At 69.4% G+C, this 16,125-nt stretch carries 15 protein-coding genes and 1 tRNA gene; 10 read left to right on the top strand and 6 right to left on the bottom strand.

From position 1 onward, the window contains the following. Positions 1 to 20: 20 nt before the first annotated feature. A complete protein-coding gene (locus tag AW270_RS02665; RefSeq protein WP_061290269.1) occupies positions 21 to 899 on the bottom strand; it encodes an Fpg/Nei family DNA glycosylase in 879 nt (292 codons plus the stop codon). Positions 900 to 925: 26 nt separating this feature from the next. On the opposite strand from AW270_RS02665, the gene AW270_RS02670 reads away from it, so the two are divergent. Further along, entirely contained in the window at positions 926 to 1,573 is a 648-nt protein-coding gene (locus tag AW270_RS02670) for a GOLPH3/VPS74 family protein (protein WP_061290271.1), read from the top strand. On the opposite strand, the gene AW270_RS02675 is transcribed toward AW270_RS02670, so the two are convergent. Further along, positions 1,570 to 2,778: an LCP family protein gene (locus AW270_RS02675; RefSeq protein ID WP_245674547.1), complete on the bottom strand. Its 1,209-nt coding sequence runs from the start codon at positions 2,776 to 2,778 to the stop codon at positions 1,570 to 1,572. The two genes, AW270_RS02670 and AW270_RS02675, sit on opposite strands and share 4 nt — an antisense overlap. 243 nt (positions 2,779 to 3,021) lie before the next feature. Between AW270_RS02675 and AW270_RS02680 the strand changes: the two genes are divergently transcribed. Together AW270_RS02680 and AW270_RS02685 are read left to right on the top strand one after the other, a co-directional pair. Next, positions 3,022 to 4,443, top strand: a complete 1,422-nt coding sequence (locus AW270_RS02680) for a hemolysin family protein (protein ID WP_063819078.1) — start codon at positions 3,022 to 3,024, stop codon at positions 4,441 to 4,443. Beyond that, complete coding sequence (locus AW270_RS02685; protein ID WP_061290273.1) at positions 4,440 to 5,438, top strand: hemolysin family protein; 999 nt, start codon at positions 4,440 to 4,442, stop codon at positions 5,436 to 5,438. Before AW270_RS02680 ends, AW270_RS02685 begins: the two co-directional genes overlap by 4 nt. Before the next feature lie 372 nt (positions 5,439 to 5,810). Here the strand turns inward: AW270_RS02685 and AW270_RS02690 are convergent. Continuing rightward, a tRNA-Leu gene (locus tag AW270_RS02690) sits at positions 5,811 to 5,893 on the bottom strand. 108 nt (positions 5,894 to 6,001) lie between these two features. Here AW270_RS02690 and AW270_RS02695 point away from each other — a divergent pair. From AW270_RS02695 to pknB, 7 genes are all read left to right on the top strand, one after another. Beyond that, positions 6,002 to 6,745: an FHA domain-containing protein gene (locus AW270_RS02695; protein ID WP_061290275.1), complete on the top strand. Its 744-nt coding sequence runs from the start codon at positions 6,002 to 6,004 to the stop codon at positions 6,743 to 6,745. 17 nt (positions 6,746 to 6,762) lie between these two features. After that, the gene (locus tag AW270_RS02700) at positions 6,763 to 7,236 is read left to right on the top strand and encodes an FHA domain-containing protein FhaB/FipA (protein ID WP_061290277.1); all 474 of its coding nucleotides are present in this window, start codon (positions 6,763 to 6,765) and stop codon (positions 7,234 to 7,236) included. Then, a complete protein-coding gene (locus AW270_RS02705) occupies positions 7,233 to 8,528 on the top strand; it encodes a Stp1/IreP family PP2C-type Ser/Thr phosphatase (RefSeq protein WP_061290279.1) in 1,296 nt (431 codons plus the stop codon). Before AW270_RS02700 ends, AW270_RS02705 begins: the two co-directional genes overlap by 4 nt. 35 nt (positions 8,529 to 8,563) lie before the next feature. Further along, complete coding sequence (locus AW270_RS02710) at positions 8,564 to 9,913, top strand: FtsW/RodA/SpoVE family cell cycle protein (RefSeq protein WP_061290281.1); 1,350 nt, start codon at positions 8,564 to 8,566, stop codon at positions 9,911 to 9,913. Then, positions 9,910 to 11,373, top strand: coding sequence for a peptidoglycan D,D-transpeptidase FtsI family protein (locus AW270_RS02715; protein WP_061290283.1), 1,464 nt, complete (start codon positions 9,910 to 9,912; stop codon positions 11,371 to 11,373). The genes AW270_RS02710 and AW270_RS02715 overlap by 4 nt, the downstream gene beginning before the upstream one ends. Next, entirely contained in the window at positions 11,370 to 12,728 is a 1,359-nt protein-coding gene (locus tag AW270_RS02720; protein ID WP_061290286.1) for a serine/threonine-protein kinase, read from the top strand. The genes AW270_RS02715 and AW270_RS02720 overlap by 4 nt, the downstream gene beginning before the upstream one ends. A gap of 64 nt (positions 12,729 to 12,792) precedes the next feature. After that, positions 12,793 to 14,694 carry a Stk1 family PASTA domain-containing Ser/Thr kinase gene (gene pknB, locus AW270_RS02725; protein WP_061290287.1) on the top strand — a complete coding sequence of 634 codons (1,902 nt, stop codon included), beginning with the start codon at positions 12,793 to 12,795 and terminating at the stop codon, positions 14,692 to 14,694. Positions 14,695 to 14,769: 75 nt separating this feature from the next. On the opposite strand, the gene AW270_RS02730 is transcribed toward pknB, so the two are convergent. The 3 genes from AW270_RS02730 to AW270_RS02735 are packed head-to-tail and all read right to left on the bottom strand — an operon-like array spanning position 14,770 to position 16,124. After that, a complete protein-coding gene (locus AW270_RS02730) occupies positions 14,770 to 15,336 on the bottom strand; it encodes an anthranilate synthase component II (RefSeq protein ID WP_082801255.1) in 567 nt (188 codons plus the stop codon). Between the two features lie 4 nt (positions 15,337 to 15,340). Beyond that, positions 15,341 to 15,502, bottom strand: coding sequence for a hypothetical protein (locus AW270_RS38375; RefSeq protein WP_157521638.1), 162 nt, complete (start codon positions 15,500 to 15,502; stop codon positions 15,341 to 15,343). Positions 15,503 to 15,506: 4 nt separating this feature from the next. Then, on the bottom strand, positions 15,507 to 16,124 hold the full coding sequence (locus tag AW270_RS02735; protein WP_245674548.1) for a class E sortase: 618 nt from the start codon (positions 16,122 to 16,124) through the stop codon (positions 15,507 to 15,509). Between the last annotated feature and the right edge of the window lies 1 nt (position 16,125).

The raw sequence follows: 16,125 nt of genomic DNA on the forward strand, positions 1-16,125 counted from the left end.
AGTGTAGGGACAGCTGCTCCCTACTTGAGCAGTTTGCTCAGCCGCCGGTCGGCCAGCGGTTTCCCGCCGGTCTGGCAGGTCGGGCAGTACTGGAGAGAGGAGTCGGCGAAGGACACCTCGCGGATGGTGTCCCCGCACACGTCGCACTTCTCGCCGGTACGCCCGTGCACCCGCAGGCCCGACTTCTTCTCGGCCTTGAGGTCCTTGGCGGCGATCCCCCGGGCCCGCTCGATGGCCTCCCGCAGGGTGACGACGATGGCCTCGTACAGGGAACCGATCTGTTCGGGCGTCAGCGTGGAGGCGACCTTGAAGGGCGACATCCTGGCGGCGTGCAGGACCTCGTCGGAGTAGGCGTTGCCGATCCCCGCGATGACCTTCTGGTCGCGCAGCAGCCCCTTGATCTGGGTCCGCTTGCCCTGGAGGATCGAGGTCAGGGCCTCGGCGGTGAACTCCGGCACGAGCGGGTCGGGCCCGAGGGCGGCGATGCCCGGCACGTCGCCGGGGGAGGTCACCACGTAGACGGCCAGACGTTTCTGCGTCCCCGCCTCGGTCAGTTCGAAGCCGGGGGCGACCCCGAGGTCGTCGGGAGCGAAACGTACCCGAAGAGCGAGTGGCCCTTTCCCCGGCCTGACCGGCTTGGCCCCGGAGAGGTCGTCGCGCCACCGCAGCCAGCCGCCACGGGCGAGGTGAAAGACCAGGTGGATGCCGTCGCAGTCGAGGTCGAGGAACTTCCCGTGCCGCGCGACCGTCGTCACGGTGAGGCCGCCGAGCGAGGTGACCGGCGGCGACACGGTCTTCAGCGCCGAGAACGCCGCCACGTCGACGGCGTCCACCACCTGACCGACCGCACGCTCCCGCAAGAACTCGGCCAGCGACTCCACCTCGGGCAATTCAGGCATACTTCAGACTACGTAGGGACGGGCACATGACCAGCATCATCGCCGAAGATGTCCTGCTTCTCGGCTACGACGAGAAGACCGGCCGGCCGACCATGAGCGCCATCGGGCTGAAGGCGGGGCTCGCCGGGGCCGTGCTGGCCGAACTCGCGATCAGGGGCCGGGTCAGCCTGTCCGGCGAAGGGGTCGTGGTGGCCGACCCGACTCCCGTCGGCGAACCGGAACTCGACGCCGCGTTAGAGCGCATCGCGGCGGAGGCGAAGGTCCGCAAGCCGGAGTGGTGGATCGACAAGCTCGACGGCGACGCGCTGCGGCAGCGGCTGCTGGTCCGGCTCGTCGAGCGCGGCGTGCTCTCCGAGGCCAAGAGCAAGATCCTCGGGCTGTTCAAGACCGTCAAGTACCCGGAGCTCGACGGCAGCGTCGAGCGCGCGGTCCGTCAGAAGGTGGAGAGCGTGCTGGCGGGCGCCGAGCCCGACCCCCGGACGGCCGTGGTCATCGGCGTCCTGCACGCCGCCAAGGCGCTGGACAAGCAGTTCCCCGGCGCCGACGACGCCCGGGTGAAGGAGATCACCGAGGGCGACTGGGCCGGGGAAGGCGTCAAGCAGGCCATCGCCGCCGTCGAAGCCGCCATGATGATGATCCTCACCACGGTCGTCATCGTCACGGCCGTGAGTTAGCCCTTCTCGATCGCGCTCTTCGGCACGGGCTTGTCGGCCTCCAGGGCCTCGAACAACTGGTTGGCCCGCGTGGTGTCCCACTTGACGACCGACTGGCCGTCGATGGTCGGCAGCGACCCGATCGGGACGGCGGTCGTCACCGGGTTGTTCTTCATGGCCAGGCCCAGCGACAGCAGGTCGAACGGCCCGGTGCCGGGCGCGACCGCGACCGACTCGGCGGCGCTGTTGGCCAGCGGGACGGCGGTGAACGGGTTGATCAGGGTGCCGGGGCTGGCCGCCTTCTTGACCACGGCCGAGAAGAACTCGCGCTGACGCTGGGTGCGGTCGAAGTCGGGGATGGCGCCGGTCTTGCGGGTGCGGACGTAGCCCAGGGCGGTCGCGCCGTCCATGGTCTGGCAGCCCTTCTTGATGTTGAGGGCCGCCTTCGGGTCCTTGATCGCCTGCTTGGGGCAGATCTCGACGCCGCCGACGGCGTCGACGATGCCGACGAACCCGCCGAAGCCGATCTCCATGTAATGGTCGAGCCGGATGCCGGTGACCTGCTCGACGGTCTGGGCCAGCAGCTTGGGGCCGCCGAAGGCGTAAGCCGCGTTGAGCTTGCCGTTGCCGTTGCCCGGGATCGGCACATAGGAGTCGCGCGGAAGGCTGACCAGAGTGGGCCGCCCGTCGCCCTCGGGGATGTGCAGCAGCATCATCGTGTCGGTGCGGCGGCCGACGGCCGAGCCGGTGCGGAGCTTCTTCTTCTGCGCGGCGCTCAGGCCCTCGCGGCTGTCGGAGCCCACCAGCAGCCAGTCCTGCCCGGGGGTCTCGGCCGGGCGGCCGTCGTAGTCGGTGAGGGCCTCGACGTTGTTCATCTTGCCCTGCACGCTGAAGAACAGCGCGACGACCCCGATGAGCACGAGCACGAGGAACACCGCCACGCCGATCGCGATCTTCCGCCCGAGACGGCGCGGCTTGCGCGGCCCGTCGCCCCCGCCGAAGCCGCCCACGCCGAAGGAGCCGCGGTCGCCCCCGCCACCGGCGTCGGCCCTTGGCTCGTTCCCGCCGTTGAACATCCTGACCGGTGAGGTGCCCTTGCGCGGCTTGCCGTAGACCTTGGAACGGCCTTTGGGCTCGGGTCCCTTGACTTCCGGCTCGCGAACCGGGTAGGCCGGAGGCTCCAGCGGCCGCCGCACCATTCGCGTCGGCTCGTTGTCCTCAACCACGTTCCTCTACCCCCCGCTTGCCGAGACATGACACTGCCTTGACGGTACGCCGTTCCAACCGCCCGGGGCGGGCCCGTTATCAAGGTTTTCCTATGGAAAAGTACACAGACCCGATCCGGGAAACATCATCGGCCGGTCGCCCGTTACGGTTGAAGCACCCCTAGTTGAAAGGACCGTCGTGTCCGTTTCGGACCCCTGGAGTACCAGCCCGTGCCTTGGCACGGGTCCACGTGAGGCGATGAGATGACCATCGTCCTCGGCCTCCTCGCCGTCCTGCTCCTCACCTTGGCCACCGGATTCTTCGTGGCCCAGGAGTTCGCATACGTCGCCGCCGACCGAGCGCTGCTGCGCCAGCAGGCCGACACCAACCCCGCCGCCCAGAGGGCCCTCGACGTCACGGGCCGGCTCTCCTTCATGCTGTCGGGCGCCCAGCTCGGCATCACCGTGACCACCCTGCTCGTCGGCTTCCTCGCGGAACCGGCCATCTCGGTCTCCCTGCGCGGACCGCTCGAGGGCCTCGGGCTCCCGGCGGGGGCCGTTCCCGGGGTGAGCGTCGCGATCGGCGTCGCGATCGCCACCATCATTCAGATGATCTTCGGTGAGCTGGCGCCCAAGAACCTCGGCATCGCCCGGCCCGAGCCGGTGGCGATGTGGCTGTCCCGCCCCACCCTCGTCTACCTGAAGATCGCCGGTCCGCTGATCCGGCTGTTCGACGGCGCGGCCACCCGGCTCGTCCGGCTGTTCGGCATCGAGCCCATCGAGGAGCTCGAACACGGCGCCACGCCCGAGGAGCTGCAGCGCATCGTCGACGACTCCCGTGAGGCCGGCGACCTGCCGCCCCGGCTGGCCGACCTGCTCGAACGCGCCCTGGAGTTCGGCGACCGCACCGCGGAGGACGTCATGATCCCCCGTCCCCGCGTGGTCTCTCTGCACGCCGACTCGCCGGTCTCGGCCCTGGTCGACGCGGTACGCGACCACGGCCACTCCCGCTACCCCGTGCTCGGCAGCGACACCGACGACGTCGTGGGCGTCGTCGGCCTGCTCGACTACCTGGGCCGCGAGGGCGAGCCGACCATCGGCGGCATCATGCGCACCCCGCTGCTCGTCCCGGCCACCCTGCCGGTGCCCGTCCTGCTGTCGCGCATGTCCGGCGGCACCTTCGCCTGCGTCATCGACGAATACGGCGGCCTCGCGGGCGTCGTCACCATCGAGGACCTGGCCGAGGAGCTCGTCGGCGAACTCATCGACGAGAACGACCCCGAACCGCTCGGCGTCACCGTCAACCCCGACGGCACCTGGGACGTGCCCGGCACGCTCCGCATCGACGAGGTCGAGCGGGCGACCGGCGTGGTCCTGCCGGAGGACGACGGCTACGAGACCGTCGGCGGCCTCGTGCTGGCCGAGCTGGGCCGCATGGCCGAGCCCGGCGACGCCGTCACCGTCGCGACCGCCGAGGAGCACGACCTGCTCGACGAGGACGAGGGCCCCCGGCACGCCCTGCTGACCGTGCTCGACGTGCACCGCCGGGTGCCCCAGATGATCCGCCTCTCGATCGCGGCCACGGCCGCCGAGGAGATCGTCCAGGAGTCCGCTCACGAGAACACCGGGCCGCAGGACTACGCGCCCGAGCTCTTCTCGGCCCTGTTCCAAGGGAGGCCGGTGTGAGCTCCACGATGGCGCTCCTGCTCGGCGTCGTGCTGCTGGCGCTGAACGGATTCTTCGTCGCCGCGGAATTCGCGGTCATTTCGGCCAGGCGTCACCGGCTGGAGGAGGCCGCCGGCGGCCCCTTCGCCCGGATCGCCGCCAAGGCCGCCCTGCGCGGCAGCCGCAACCTCTCGCTCATGCTGGCCGGCGCCCAGCTCGGCATCACGCTCTGCTCGCTGGGCCTGGGCATGGTGACCGAACCGGCGCTGCACCACCTGCTCGAACCGGTGCTGTCCGGCCTGCCCGAGAGCGTCGGAACCGCGGTCTCGTACGTGCTGGCGCTCGCGATCGTCACCTTCCTGCACATGGTGGTCGGGGAGATGGCGCCCAAGTCGCTGGCCCTGACCCACCCGGAGCCGGCCGCCCTGGCCCTGGCGCTGCCGTTCCGCGGCTTCGTCTGGCTGGTCCGCCCGCTGCTGGCCGGGCTCAACGGGCTGACCAACGGCCTGCTGCGCCTGTGCGGGGTGCGCCCCCGCGACGAGCTGGCCACCGCCCGCACGCCCCACCAGCTCGCCGTGCTGGTCGCCGAGTCGGGCCGCATGGGCATGCTCGACCGCGACGAGCACGACCTGCTCACGCGGGCGCTGCGGGTGCAGAACCAGTCGGTCGAGCGGCTGATGACGCCGCTCGCCGACGCGGTGACGATCGCCGCCGACGCGCCCGCCGAACACGTCCGCAAGACGGCGGTGGCGGCCAACCGGCTGCGCATGCTGGTCACCTCGCCCGAGGGCGTCAGGGGCGTGCTGCACGTCCGGGACAGCCTGGTCCATCCCGAGATGACCCCGGGGCAACTGGCGACACCCGTGCCGACCCTCAAGGTCTCCACGCCGATCCCCGACGCGGTGACCGCGCTCCAGGACGCCCGGGCCCAGCTCGGCCTGGTGGTCGACGAGCGCGGTGAGGTCGTCGGCGAGATCAGCGTGACGTCCCTGATCGGCGAACTGCTGACGGTGTAGATTGCCCGAGCCTCCGGCGCGGGGGCTCGGGCGCTTTCAGCCCCCGTCTTCCCTCGTCGCTCCGGTTCGCTTCGCTCTCCTGCACTCCTCAGTCCAGACGGGGGCGCGCCCTCGCAGCAACCTCAGGGGTCGCTCCTGTCACAGGGAGTGGCCCGCATTTCGGGACAATGGGTCTCGCATGACGAGACTTCGGGCAAACTTTTTTCATCCGATCCCGGGTGCAAGCGGTTTGAAAGCCGCGGTTCGGAGAATATGGATCAGCGCCGTTCAGATTACGGAGGATCCGCTGTGCCATCAGGGACGTTACGCCCCACAACGAAAAAACCCCGCTGCGGGAAGGTGATCCTTCCGACCAGCGAGGTCTATTCTCTGTGGGCAAGGGGGGAGTTGAACCCCCACGTCCTTTCGGACACACGGACCTGAACCGTGCGCGTCTGCCATTCCGCCACTTGCCCCTTACGGGTGCGCCTCTTTTCGGCTGCCTGGAAAGGTTAGCACGGATCCGCCAGTGCCACTGAACCCGGATACGATCCGTGTAGACGATGGAGGAAGGGAGGTAGCCGGTGGGAGTCCTTCAGCGCTTCGAGCGCAGGCTCGAAGGTTTGGTTGAGGGCGCCTTCGCACGTGCGTTCAAGTCCGACCTTCAGCCCGTAGAGGTCGCAAGCGCGGTGCAGAGGGAGATGGACGACCGTGCCGCGATCGTCGCTCAGGGCAGAACGCTTGTCCCCAACGACTTCGTGGTCGAGCTGTCCACGACCGACAACGAGCGCCTCGAGGTGTACGCCGACAGCATCAGCCACGAGCTGGCCAATCTCGCGCGGGAATACGCCAAGGAGCAGGGCTACTCGTTCGTCGGGCCCGTCCGCGTGCGCTTCGAGACCGCCGACGACCTCGCGGTCGGGCTGTTCCGGATCCGGTCCGGGGTGATCCGGGGCGCGACGGTCGAGCAAGACGAGATCAGGCAGCCGGTCAGCGACGTCCCCGCCGCTCGCAAGAGCAGCGCTTTCGGGGGCCGGCCGCGCCTGCTGGTGTCCACTCAGGACGATCCGCAGGGCCAGCGGTCCTACGAGCTGACCACTCCGGTCACTCTGCTGGGCCGGGGGACCGATTGTGATCTACGGCTGGTGGATCCGGGCGTATCGCGGCATCATGCCGAGCTACGGGTCGAGGGTCAGCAGGTGGTTCTGGTTGATCTCGGTTCAACGAACGGCACCTTCGTCAACGGGCAGCCGGTCCGCAGGATCGAGATGCAGGACGGGACGAGGGTGACACTGGGGCGTACCACCCTGGTGTTCAAACGCGATTAAAGGTAGACAAACGGTCCATGTCCGAGCTCGCGCTGCTGCTGATCAGGCTCGCCTTCCTGGCGGTGCTCTGGTTCTTCGTCATTGCCGCGGTCGGCGTGATCCGGACAGACTTGTTCGGTCCGCGAACGGCACCTTCCGCGAATCCGCGTAAGTTGCCCACCAAACCGGCGAAGAATATTCCTGCCAAGCCCAAGAGGGGGGAGCCACGTCAGATGGTCGTCACAGGTGGCCCCCTGCAAGGGACCATCATCAACCTCACCGAACAGCCGATCACCATTGGCCGGGCCACTGACTCGACGCTCGTCCTGAGCGACGACTACGCGTCCAGCCGCCATGCCCAGCTCTTCCCCCAGGACGGTCAGTGGATCGTGGAAGACCTCGGCTCGACCAACGGAACCTATCTCGACCGTTCCAAAGTGACCCGCCCGACGCCGGTGCCTCTCGGGACTCCCGTCCGCATCGGCAAGACCGTCATCGAATTGCGCAAATGACAACAGCACTCCGATACGCCGCCCGCTCGGACGTCGGCCTCCTCCGTGAAGGTAACGAGGACTCGGCCTACGCCAGCGGCCGCCTGCTTGCCGTCGCCGACGGCATGGGCGGGCACGCTCACGGTGAGGTGGCCTCCTCGGTCGCCATCGCCGCACTGTCGTCCCTTGACCGGGACGCCTACGGGAGTGACCTGGTCGGCACGATCGAGGCCGCGGTCCGCGACGCCAACCACCAGCTCCACACGATGGTGGCCCGCGATCCCAGCCTCAAGGGCATGGGGACCACGCTCACCGCCATGTTGTGGAACGGCACCCGGTTCGCGCTCGTCCATGTGGGCGACTCGCGGGCCTACCTGCTGCGCAACGGTGAGCTCTACCAGATCACCCACGACCACACACTCGTGCAGTCGCTGGTGGACGACGGCCGCATCACCCAAGAAGAGGCCGCCAACCACCCGCAACGCTCGATCCTCCTGCGCGCCCTCGACGGCAGCGGCGAGGTCGACCCCGACCTGCAGGACCGGGAAGCCCAGATCGGCGACCGCTACCTGCTGTGCTCGGACGGCCTGTCCACCGTCGTCAGCGCGGAGACACTCCACCACACGCTCTCCACCATCGACGATCCCGACGACGTGGTACGCCAGCTCATCGACCTGGCCAACCGCGGCGGCGGACCTGACAACATCACGTGCGTGGTGGCCGACGTCATCGAGACCGACGACGTGCAGCCGCCCAGCCACGTGGCGGCGGTGGTCGGGGCGGCCGGTTCCGGGCGCGCCCGTTCGGCGCCACCCGACAACCCGGCGGGCCGGGCCATGACGGTGACGGCGCCTCAGCCGGTCATCGTCGACCTGGAGCTCGACGACAACCCCGCGCCGGAGGCCCTCGCGGCCTCCGGCCGCCGGGCCGCCCCGCGCAAGAGGCGCACCTGGCCGGTGGTCACGACGTTACTGGTCGTCGTGGTGGGAGTCCTGGGCGCCGGAGGCTACTTCGGCTACCAGTGGACCCAGAACCAGTTCTACGTCGGCGCCGACAACGGCCGGCTGGTGGTCTTCCAGGGAGTCGACGCCGACCTCGGGTTCGTCTCCTTCAAGCACGTCGTCCACACCTCCGACCTGTCGGTCTCGGCTCTCCCACAGGTGGAACAGGACAAGGTGCAGAGCGGGATCATGGTCAACGACGTCGACGCCGGCAAGGCGAAGATCGCCTCCCTCACCGGCGGCACCGAGAGCCCCACGACGCCTGAGGCGTCCCCCAGCACTTCCGGCGAGCCCTCGGAATCGCCGTCGTGACGACCGCACCCGTAGCGGAGGCGCCGGCCGTCCCGATGACCGCGAAGCGACGCGGCGCGCAGCTCGTCATGCTCGCGTTCGCGATCGTCGTCGTGATGGGCGCCTACGCGAGCGTCGGCCTCGGCATCAACGGCCAGATCCCCTCCGGAACCTTCACCTACGGCCTCGGCCTGGCCGCGCTGATGTTCGCCGCCTACGGCGTGCTGGCGAAATGGGCCCCCTGGGCAGATCCCCTGCTGCTTCCCCTGGTGACCCTGGTCAACGGGCTCGGACTGGTGATCATCTACCGGATCGAGCAGACCGGGCAGGGCGGCGCCTCGGCCACCAACCAGCTCATGTGGACCGCGCTCGGCGTGGTGATGTTCTCCGCGACCCTGATCGTGTTGAAGGACCACCGGGCCTTGCAGCGCCTCACGTACACGATGGGCTTCATCGGCCTGGGCCTGCTGGTCATGCCGCTGCTGCCGTTCGTCGGCCGCGAGATCAACGGCGCCCGCATCTGGATCGGCGTCGGCCCCTTCACCATCCAGCCGGCCGAGTTCTCGAAGCTGGCGCTGGTCATCTTCTTCGCCGGTTACCTCGTGGCGAAGCGCGACGTGCTGGCGCTGGCCGGGCGGCGGCTGCTCTTCATCGACCTGCCCCGCGCCCGCGACCTCGGGCCGGTCCTGGCCACGTGGGGGCTCAGCCTCGGCGTGCTCATCCTCCAGAAGGACCTGGGCAGCTCGCTGCTGGTGTTCGGCACGTTCATCGTGATGCTCTACGTCGCGACCCAGCGCACCTCCTGGGTGCTCATCGGCGTCCTGCTGTTCATCGGCGGGGCCGTGCTGGCGGGGCAACTCTTCGGCCACGTGCAGGCGCGGTTCGAGGTCTGGCTCCACCCCGAGGCGCCCGAGTTCTACGACCGCGAGCTCGGCGGCAGCTTCCAGCTCATGCAGGGCCTGTTCGCGTTCGGCTCCGGCGGCATCCTGGGCACCGGCCTCGGCGAGGGCTTCCCCAACCTGATCCCGCTGTCGTTCTCCGACTTCATCATGGCCGTCGTCGGCGAGGAACTCGGCCTGACCGGGCTGATGGCGCTGCTGATGGTGTACGCCCTCATCGTGCAGCGCGGGCTGCGCACCGCCCTGGCCGCCCGCGACCCGTTCTCCAAGCTCCTGGCGGGTGGTCTGTCGTTCATCCTCGCCTGGCAGGTGTTCATCATCGTCGGCGGTGTGACCAGGCTGATCCCGCTCACGGGACTGGTGACGCCGTTCATGTCGGCCGGCGGTTCGGCCCTGCTGGCTAACTGGATCCTTATCGCCCTGCTGGTACGCATGTCGGACGCGGCTCGACGCCCGCCGCCCCAGGCCATCCAGAACGAAGGACTCACCCAGGTGTTCACGCGATGAACGGAACCCTCAAACGCGCGGCCGTCGCGTGCATGGTCATGTTCGGCCTGCTCATGATCAACGTGAACTACCTGGGCGCGGTGAAGGCCGGCGACTACAGCACCGACAACCGCAACACCCGCTCGTTCTACAAGCGCTACGCGGTCGACCGGGGCTGGATCACCGCCAACAACGGCAAGACCACCCTGGCCAAGACGGTCGACACCAAGGACGCCGAGTTCCGCTACGAGCGCGAATACCCCAACGGCCGGATGTACGCCCACGTCCTGGGCTTCTTCGCGCCCGAGAGCGCGCGCGGCATCGAGCTCAACGAGAACAAGCTCCTCGACGGCAGCGACCCCGACCTGGTGGTCGGCCGCCTGATCGACTTCGTCAGCAAGAAGCCGCCGAAGGGCGCCAGCGTCGACCTGACCCTCATTCCGGCCGCCCAGAAGGTCGCCTACGACAAACTGCGCGCCAGCGGCAAGCGCGGCGCCGTGGTCGCCCTCGACCCGAAGACGGGCGCCGTCCAGGTCATGGTCTCGCTGCCGACCTACGACCCCAACGAGCTGGCGATCCCCGACCGGGGCAAGGTGGCCGCCGCCTACAACAAGCTGGCCGACGACGACACCGACCCGCTGCTCAACCGGGTGACCGAGAAGACCTACCCGCCGGGCTCGACGTTCAAGGTGGTCACCGCGGCGGCGTTCCTGGAGGCCGACCGCAGCCGCGACCCCGAGACGACCGTCCCGGCCCCGCAGGTGCTCGACCTGCCCGGCACCACTGCGGGCCTGCCCAACTACGGCGGCGCGGCCTGCGGCAGCGGCGAGGTGACGCTGCGGTTCGCGCTGGAGCGCTCGTGCAACACCCCGTTCGGCCAGATCGGCATGGACCTCGGGTGGGACACCATGCGTGAGGAGTCGGCCAAGTTCGGCATCGGCGAGCCGATCGACTTCGACCTGCCGACGGCGGGCACGACGATCGGCCCGGAGATCGAGACGGCGGCGCTCGCCCAGCTCGCCATCGGCCAGCGCGACAACCAGCAGACCCCGCTCCAGATGGCGCAGATCGCCTCGGCGATCGCCAACAGCGGCGTGCTGATGAAGCCGACGCTGATCAACAAGATCACCGACCCCGGTGGCAGCGTCATCGAGGAGCTGAAGCCGAGCCAGCTCGACGAGGCCATGAGCGGCGAGGTCGCCGACGAGCTCAAGCAGATGATGGTCTCGGTCATCACCAACGGCACCGGCACCGGCGCCCAGATCCCGGGTGTGACGGTGGCCGGCAAGACCGGCACCGCCGAGGCGGGCGACGCCCCGGCGCCGCACGCCTGGTTCATCGGCTTCGCCCCGGCCGAAGACCCGAAGACGGCGATCTGCGTCTTCATCGAGGCGGGCAGTGCCGGCAACGACGCCACCGGCGGCGGCACGGCCGCGCCGCTGGCGCGTGACGTGATGCAGGCGGTGCTCGAAGCCAAATGAGCCACGGGCTGCTCGGCAACCGATACCGGCTGACCTCCCGGATCGCCATCGGCGGGATGGGCGAGGTCTGGCGTGCGACCGACGGCCTCCTCCACCGGGAGGTCGCGGTCAAACTGCTGCGTGCTCACGTGGCCGCCGATCCGGCCTTCCGCGACCGGTTCCGGACCGAGGCCCGCATCACCGCCGGGCTGGCCGACCCTGGCATCGCCCAGGTCTTCGACTACGGCGAGGAGAACGACCTCGCCTATCTGGTGATGGAGCTGGTGCCGGGCGAGCCGCTGTCGGCGGTCCTGGCCCGCAACGGGCGGCTGAGCGCCGAGGTGACCCTCGACGTGATCTCGCAGGCCTCGCGCGGCCTGCAGGCCGCCCACCAGGCCGGCGTCATCCACCGCGACATCAAGCCGGGAAACCTGCTGGTCACCCGCACCGGCCTGATCAAGATCACCGACTTCGGCATCGCGCGAGCCCTCGAGTCGGCCTCGGTCACGCAGACGGGAACGGTCCTGGGCACCGCCCAGTACGTCAGCCCCGAGCAGGCCTCCGGCCACACCCTGACCCCCTCCACCGACCTCTACTCGCTGGGCGTGGTGGCCTACGAGTGCCTGACCGGCCGGCCGCCGTTCCTGGCCGAGACCCAGGTCGCCGTCGCGCTGCGTCACCTCAACGACCAGCCGGCGCCGCTGCCCGACCACGTGCCGGCCGCCGTGCGGGCGCTGGTGATGGCGCTGCTGGCCAAGAACCCCGCTCAACGTCCCGGCAGCGCGCGGGAGCTGGGCGACCGGGCGATGGTCCTGCGCGACGCCCTCGCCGGGCCGCAGGAGACCCCGCTGAGCACGCTCACCGGCCCCAACGTCGTCATCACCAACCGGGTGGGCACCCCGCCGTCGGGCGGGCCGCTGTCGACCAGGCGGATCGAGCAGCCCGCGCCGTCCAGCGGGCGGCGGACGACCGCCCTCGTCGTCGCAACCGTCGGCGCGGTGGCGGCGGCCGGATTCGGGGCGATTCAATTCATACCGACTTCGAACGAGCCCGAGACGGTCACCGGCACATCGTCGGAAGATGGTGGTCAGGTGACCATCGAGCCCGTCGACCAGCCGAAGCGGACAACACTCACACCCCTGGTTCCGGCCACGCGCCGCCCGCCCTCGGTGCCGTCGGCCCGGCCTATTCCCACGCCGTCGGCTACGGTTGTCAAGACGGCGATCCCGATCCAGAGCCCCACGCCGTCGCCGACGACCACGACGACTCCCACCCCGACCCCGACGCCGAGTGAGACTCCGACGCCAAGTGAGACTCCAACATCGCCCACACCTTCCCCGAGCGCCACGACCCTCCCGAACGAGGAGACGCCATGACGCATGGGGTTGATTATGGACAACGGCGGCACCCCACGATGAACGGCAAGGGACAGTGCAGGAAATGACTCAGCCACGGCAACTCGGCGGTCGATACGAACTCGACGGCGTCGTCGGGCGTGGCGGCATGGCCGAGGTCTATCGCGCCCGGGATCTCCGGCTCGACCGCATCGTCGCGATCAAGACCCTCCGCTCCGACCTGGCCCGTGACCACACTTTCCAGGCCCGGTTCCGGCGCGAGGCCCAATCTGCGGCGTCACTGAACCACCCGTCGATCATCGCGGTGTACGACACCGGCGAGGACATGATGGACGGCACCCCGGTGCCCTACATCGTGATGGAGTACGTCGACGGCCGGACCCTCCGCGACCTGCTCCGCCAGGACCGGCGGCTGATGCCCGAGCGCGCGGCCGAGCTGGTCGACGGCATCCTGCGGGCGCTCGACTACAGCCACCGGGGCGGGATCGTCCACCGCGACATCAAGCCGGCCAACGTCATGCTGACCCGCAACGGCGAGGTCAAGGTGATGGACTTCGGCATCGCCCGCGCCATGGCCGACTCCGCCGCCACGATGACGCAGACCGCCCAGGTCATCGGCACGGCCCAGTACCTCTCGCCGGAGCAGGCGCGCGGCGAGCGCGTCGACGCCCGCAGCGACATCTACTCGACCGGCTGCGTGCTCTACGAGCTGCTGACCGGCCAGCCCCCGTTCACCGGCGACTCCCCTGTGGCGATCGCCTACCAGCACGTCCGCGAAGACCCGATCCCACCGTCGCGGATCGACCCGGAGATCCCCAAGTGGTGTGACGCCATCGTCCTCAAGGCGATGGCCAAGGACCCGGTGCAGCGCTACCAGAGCGCCGCCGAGATGCGGGCCGACCTCCAGCGCGCCGTGCAGGGCATGCCGATGGACCCGCAGACGATGGCCCTGGCCAACAACTACGGCCAGTACGCCGGCGCCGACCGCACCCGCACCATGACCAGCGCCCAGGGCGCCGTCCCGGCGCAGGGCACCCGCCACATCCCCGCCTACGAATACGGCGACGAGGACCGCACGAGCCGCAGCGACCGCCACCGGAACAAGCCCAGCGCCGGTGCGACCGCCGCCAAGACGGCCGCGTGGATCCTCATCCCGCTGCTGATCATCGGCGCGTTCGTCTGGATCGGCCTCACCTTCCTGTCGCCCACCGACGGCGGCGAGAAGACCGTGACGATCCCGGTCCCGGTGGTCGAGGACCAGCCGAGGGCCGAGGCAGAGGCGACGCTGACCGCGGCCGGCTTCAAGGTCTCGGTCGAGGAGGAGTTCAGCGAGGACTACAAGAAGGGCCGGGCGATCCGCACCGACCCGGCGGCGGGCAAGGACATCGAGAAGGGCACCGACGTCAAGCTCTTCGTGTCCAAGGGCCTGGAGACCATCGCGGTCCCCGACGTGACGGGCAAGACCCGCGAGGAGGCCATCGCCGAACTGACGGCCGCCGGGCTGAAGTTCACGATCGACTTCGAGAACTCCTCCGGCAAGCAGGGCACGGTCGTCAAGACCGACCCGCCCGCCGGTGAAGAGGTCAACAAGGGCAGCCGGGTCAAGCTGATCCTGCCGACCGAGCTGATCGAGGTCCCGACCGTGACGACGCTGACGGTCGACGACGCGCGCCAGACCCTCGAAGAGGCCGGGTTCCGGGTGAACATCTCCGAGCAGCCCAGCGACGTGGTCCCCCGCGGCATCGTGATCGACCAGACCCCCGCCGGCGGCTCCAAGCAGGCGCCCAAGCGGACCATCACGCTGGTCGTCTCCAGCGGCCCGCAGGCCCAGCAGCCGGAGCAGCCGCCGTCGGACGACCCGGGCACCTTCCCCCCGGACGACCAGCCCACCGACGGCACCGAAGACCCCGGCACCGACCCGAACAACCCCGGTGGCGGCGTCGACGTCGACACGGGCGGCAGCGAGGGCGGCGGCTTCGGCCAGTAAAACGAGAAGGGTTTCCGCCACTCGGGGGCAATGGCGGAAACCCTCACTGTGATGTCGGTTACAGCCCCCGCCGTGTTACAGGTTTCTGAGCCAATTTCCGAGCAATTGTGAGCCATGCTCGGACAGGACCGACTCTGGGTGGAATTGCACCCCTTCCAGGGGCGCTGACCTGTGCCGAAGCCCCATGACCACCCCGTCCGGGGTGGTCGCGGTGACGGTCAGCTCCTCGGGGACGGTCTTCGGCACGACCGCCAGCGAGTGGTAGCGCGTCATGGTCACCGGGCTCGGCAGCCCCTCGAACACCCCCCGGCCGTCGTGGACGATCGGGCTGGTGCGCCCGTGGAGCAGTTCGGGCGCCCGGGTCACCTCGGCGCCGTAGGCGATGGCCAGGGCCTGGTGCCCGAGGCAGACGCCCAGGTAGGGCAGCCCCCGCTCGGCGCACCGGCGGACCAGCGGCACGCTGACCCCGGCGTCTTCCGGCGCTCCGGGCCCCGGGGAGACCAGCACCCCGTCGAACCCGTCGGCGTCGCCGACGGTCACCTCGTCGCGGGGCCACACCTCGCAGCCGGCGCCGAGAACGCGCAGGTACTGGACGATCGTGTGCACGAAACTGTCATGGTTGTCGACGACCAGGATGCGCACCCACTCACCCTACGGTCACCTCGTCAAGGGCGACACGCGGCTCCAGCCAGGGGAAGACGCCGTACCAGAGGAAGAGGGCGGCCAGGCCGAGCAGCAGGAGCATGCCGACGAGCTTGGCGGCGGTGTTGCCGGGCAGGTGACGCCAGACGAAGCCGTACACAGACATCCCCCTAGAAAACGTCGCGTTCCTCGGTCTTGGTCAGGGTGCCGAAGACGATGAGGCGCTGGCGGGCCGAGTATTCGGGGTGGCAGGTGGAGAGGGTGATCACGGCTTTGTCGGCCTTCTTCCCCGGGTGGCCCGGCACCGGTTCGATCACGTCGACCGCCGTCGGCTCGACGATCTTCGTCGCGGTGACCTGGTAGGTGTACCGCGCCTCCCGCGAGTCGATCAGGATGTCGTCGCCCTTCTCGAGCTCGTCGATGCGGTTGAACGGCGCGGCGTAGGTGGTGCGGTGGCCCGAGACGACGAAGTTGCCGACCTCGCCGGGCTGGGCCGAGCCGGGATAGTGGCCGGGCCCCTGGCGCAGGTGCTCGTCCTCGACGCCCTCGACGATGGCGTACTTGTAGGCCGGGCCGAGGCGGGGGATCTTGATGAGCGCCACGGCGCCGCCGAGCTGAATCTTTCCAAGGATCTTGGTGGCCGGCTCGGTCACGAGCTGCCGCTGGAGGATGCGCTGGTGGCGTTCGGTGTACGCACTGGTCCCCCACAGCAGATAGGCGCAGAAGAGCAGCAACACCACACCCAGGGTGATGCTCAGCTCACCGATGGTCCGCAGGATCACCCTCACC

Source organism: Herbidospora cretacea, from assembly GCF_001570605.1.
Lineage (GTDB): Bacteria > Actinomycetota > Actinomycetes > Streptosporangiales > Streptosporangiaceae > Herbidospora > Herbidospora cretacea.

What these genes read in the sequence shown, in the direction of transcription:
- AW270_RS02665 (WP_061290269.1), bottom strand. Translation starts at nt 899, where the DNA reads ATGCCTGAATTGCCCGAGGTGGAGTCGCTGGCCGAGTTCTTGCGGGAG.
- AW270_RS02670 (WP_061290271.1), top strand. Translation starts at nt 926, where the DNA reads ATGACCAGCATCATCGCCGAAGATGTCCTGCTTCTCGGCTACGACGAG.
- AW270_RS02680 (WP_063819078.1), top strand. Translation starts at nt 3,022, where the DNA reads ATGACCATCGTCCTCGGCCTCCTCGCCGTCCTGCTCCTCACCTTGGCC.
- AW270_RS02700 (WP_061290277.1), top strand. Translation starts at nt 6,763, where the DNA reads ATGTCCGAGCTCGCGCTGCTGCTGATCAGGCTCGCCTTCCTGGCGGTG.
- AW270_RS02705 (WP_061290279.1), top strand. Translation starts at nt 7,233, where the DNA reads ATGACAACAGCACTCCGATACGCCGCCCGCTCGGACGTCGGCCTCCTC.
- AW270_RS02710 (WP_061290281.1), top strand. Translation starts at nt 8,564, where the DNA reads ATGACCGCGAAGCGACGCGGCGCGCAGCTCGTCATGCTCGCGTTCGCG.
- AW270_RS02715 (WP_061290283.1), top strand. Translation starts at nt 9,910, where the DNA reads ATGAACGGAACCCTCAAACGCGCGGCCGTCGCGTGCATGGTCATGTTC.
- AW270_RS02720 (WP_061290286.1), top strand. Translation starts at nt 11,370, where the DNA reads ATGAGCCACGGGCTGCTCGGCAACCGATACCGGCTGACCTCCCGGATC.
- pknB (WP_061290287.1), top strand. Translation starts at nt 12,793, where the DNA reads ATGACTCAGCCACGGCAACTCGGCGGTCGATACGAACTCGACGGCGTC.
- AW270_RS38375 (WP_157521638.1), bottom strand. Translation starts at nt 15,502, where the DNA reads ATGTCTGTGTACGGCTTCGTCTGGCGTCACCTGCCCGGCAACACCGCC.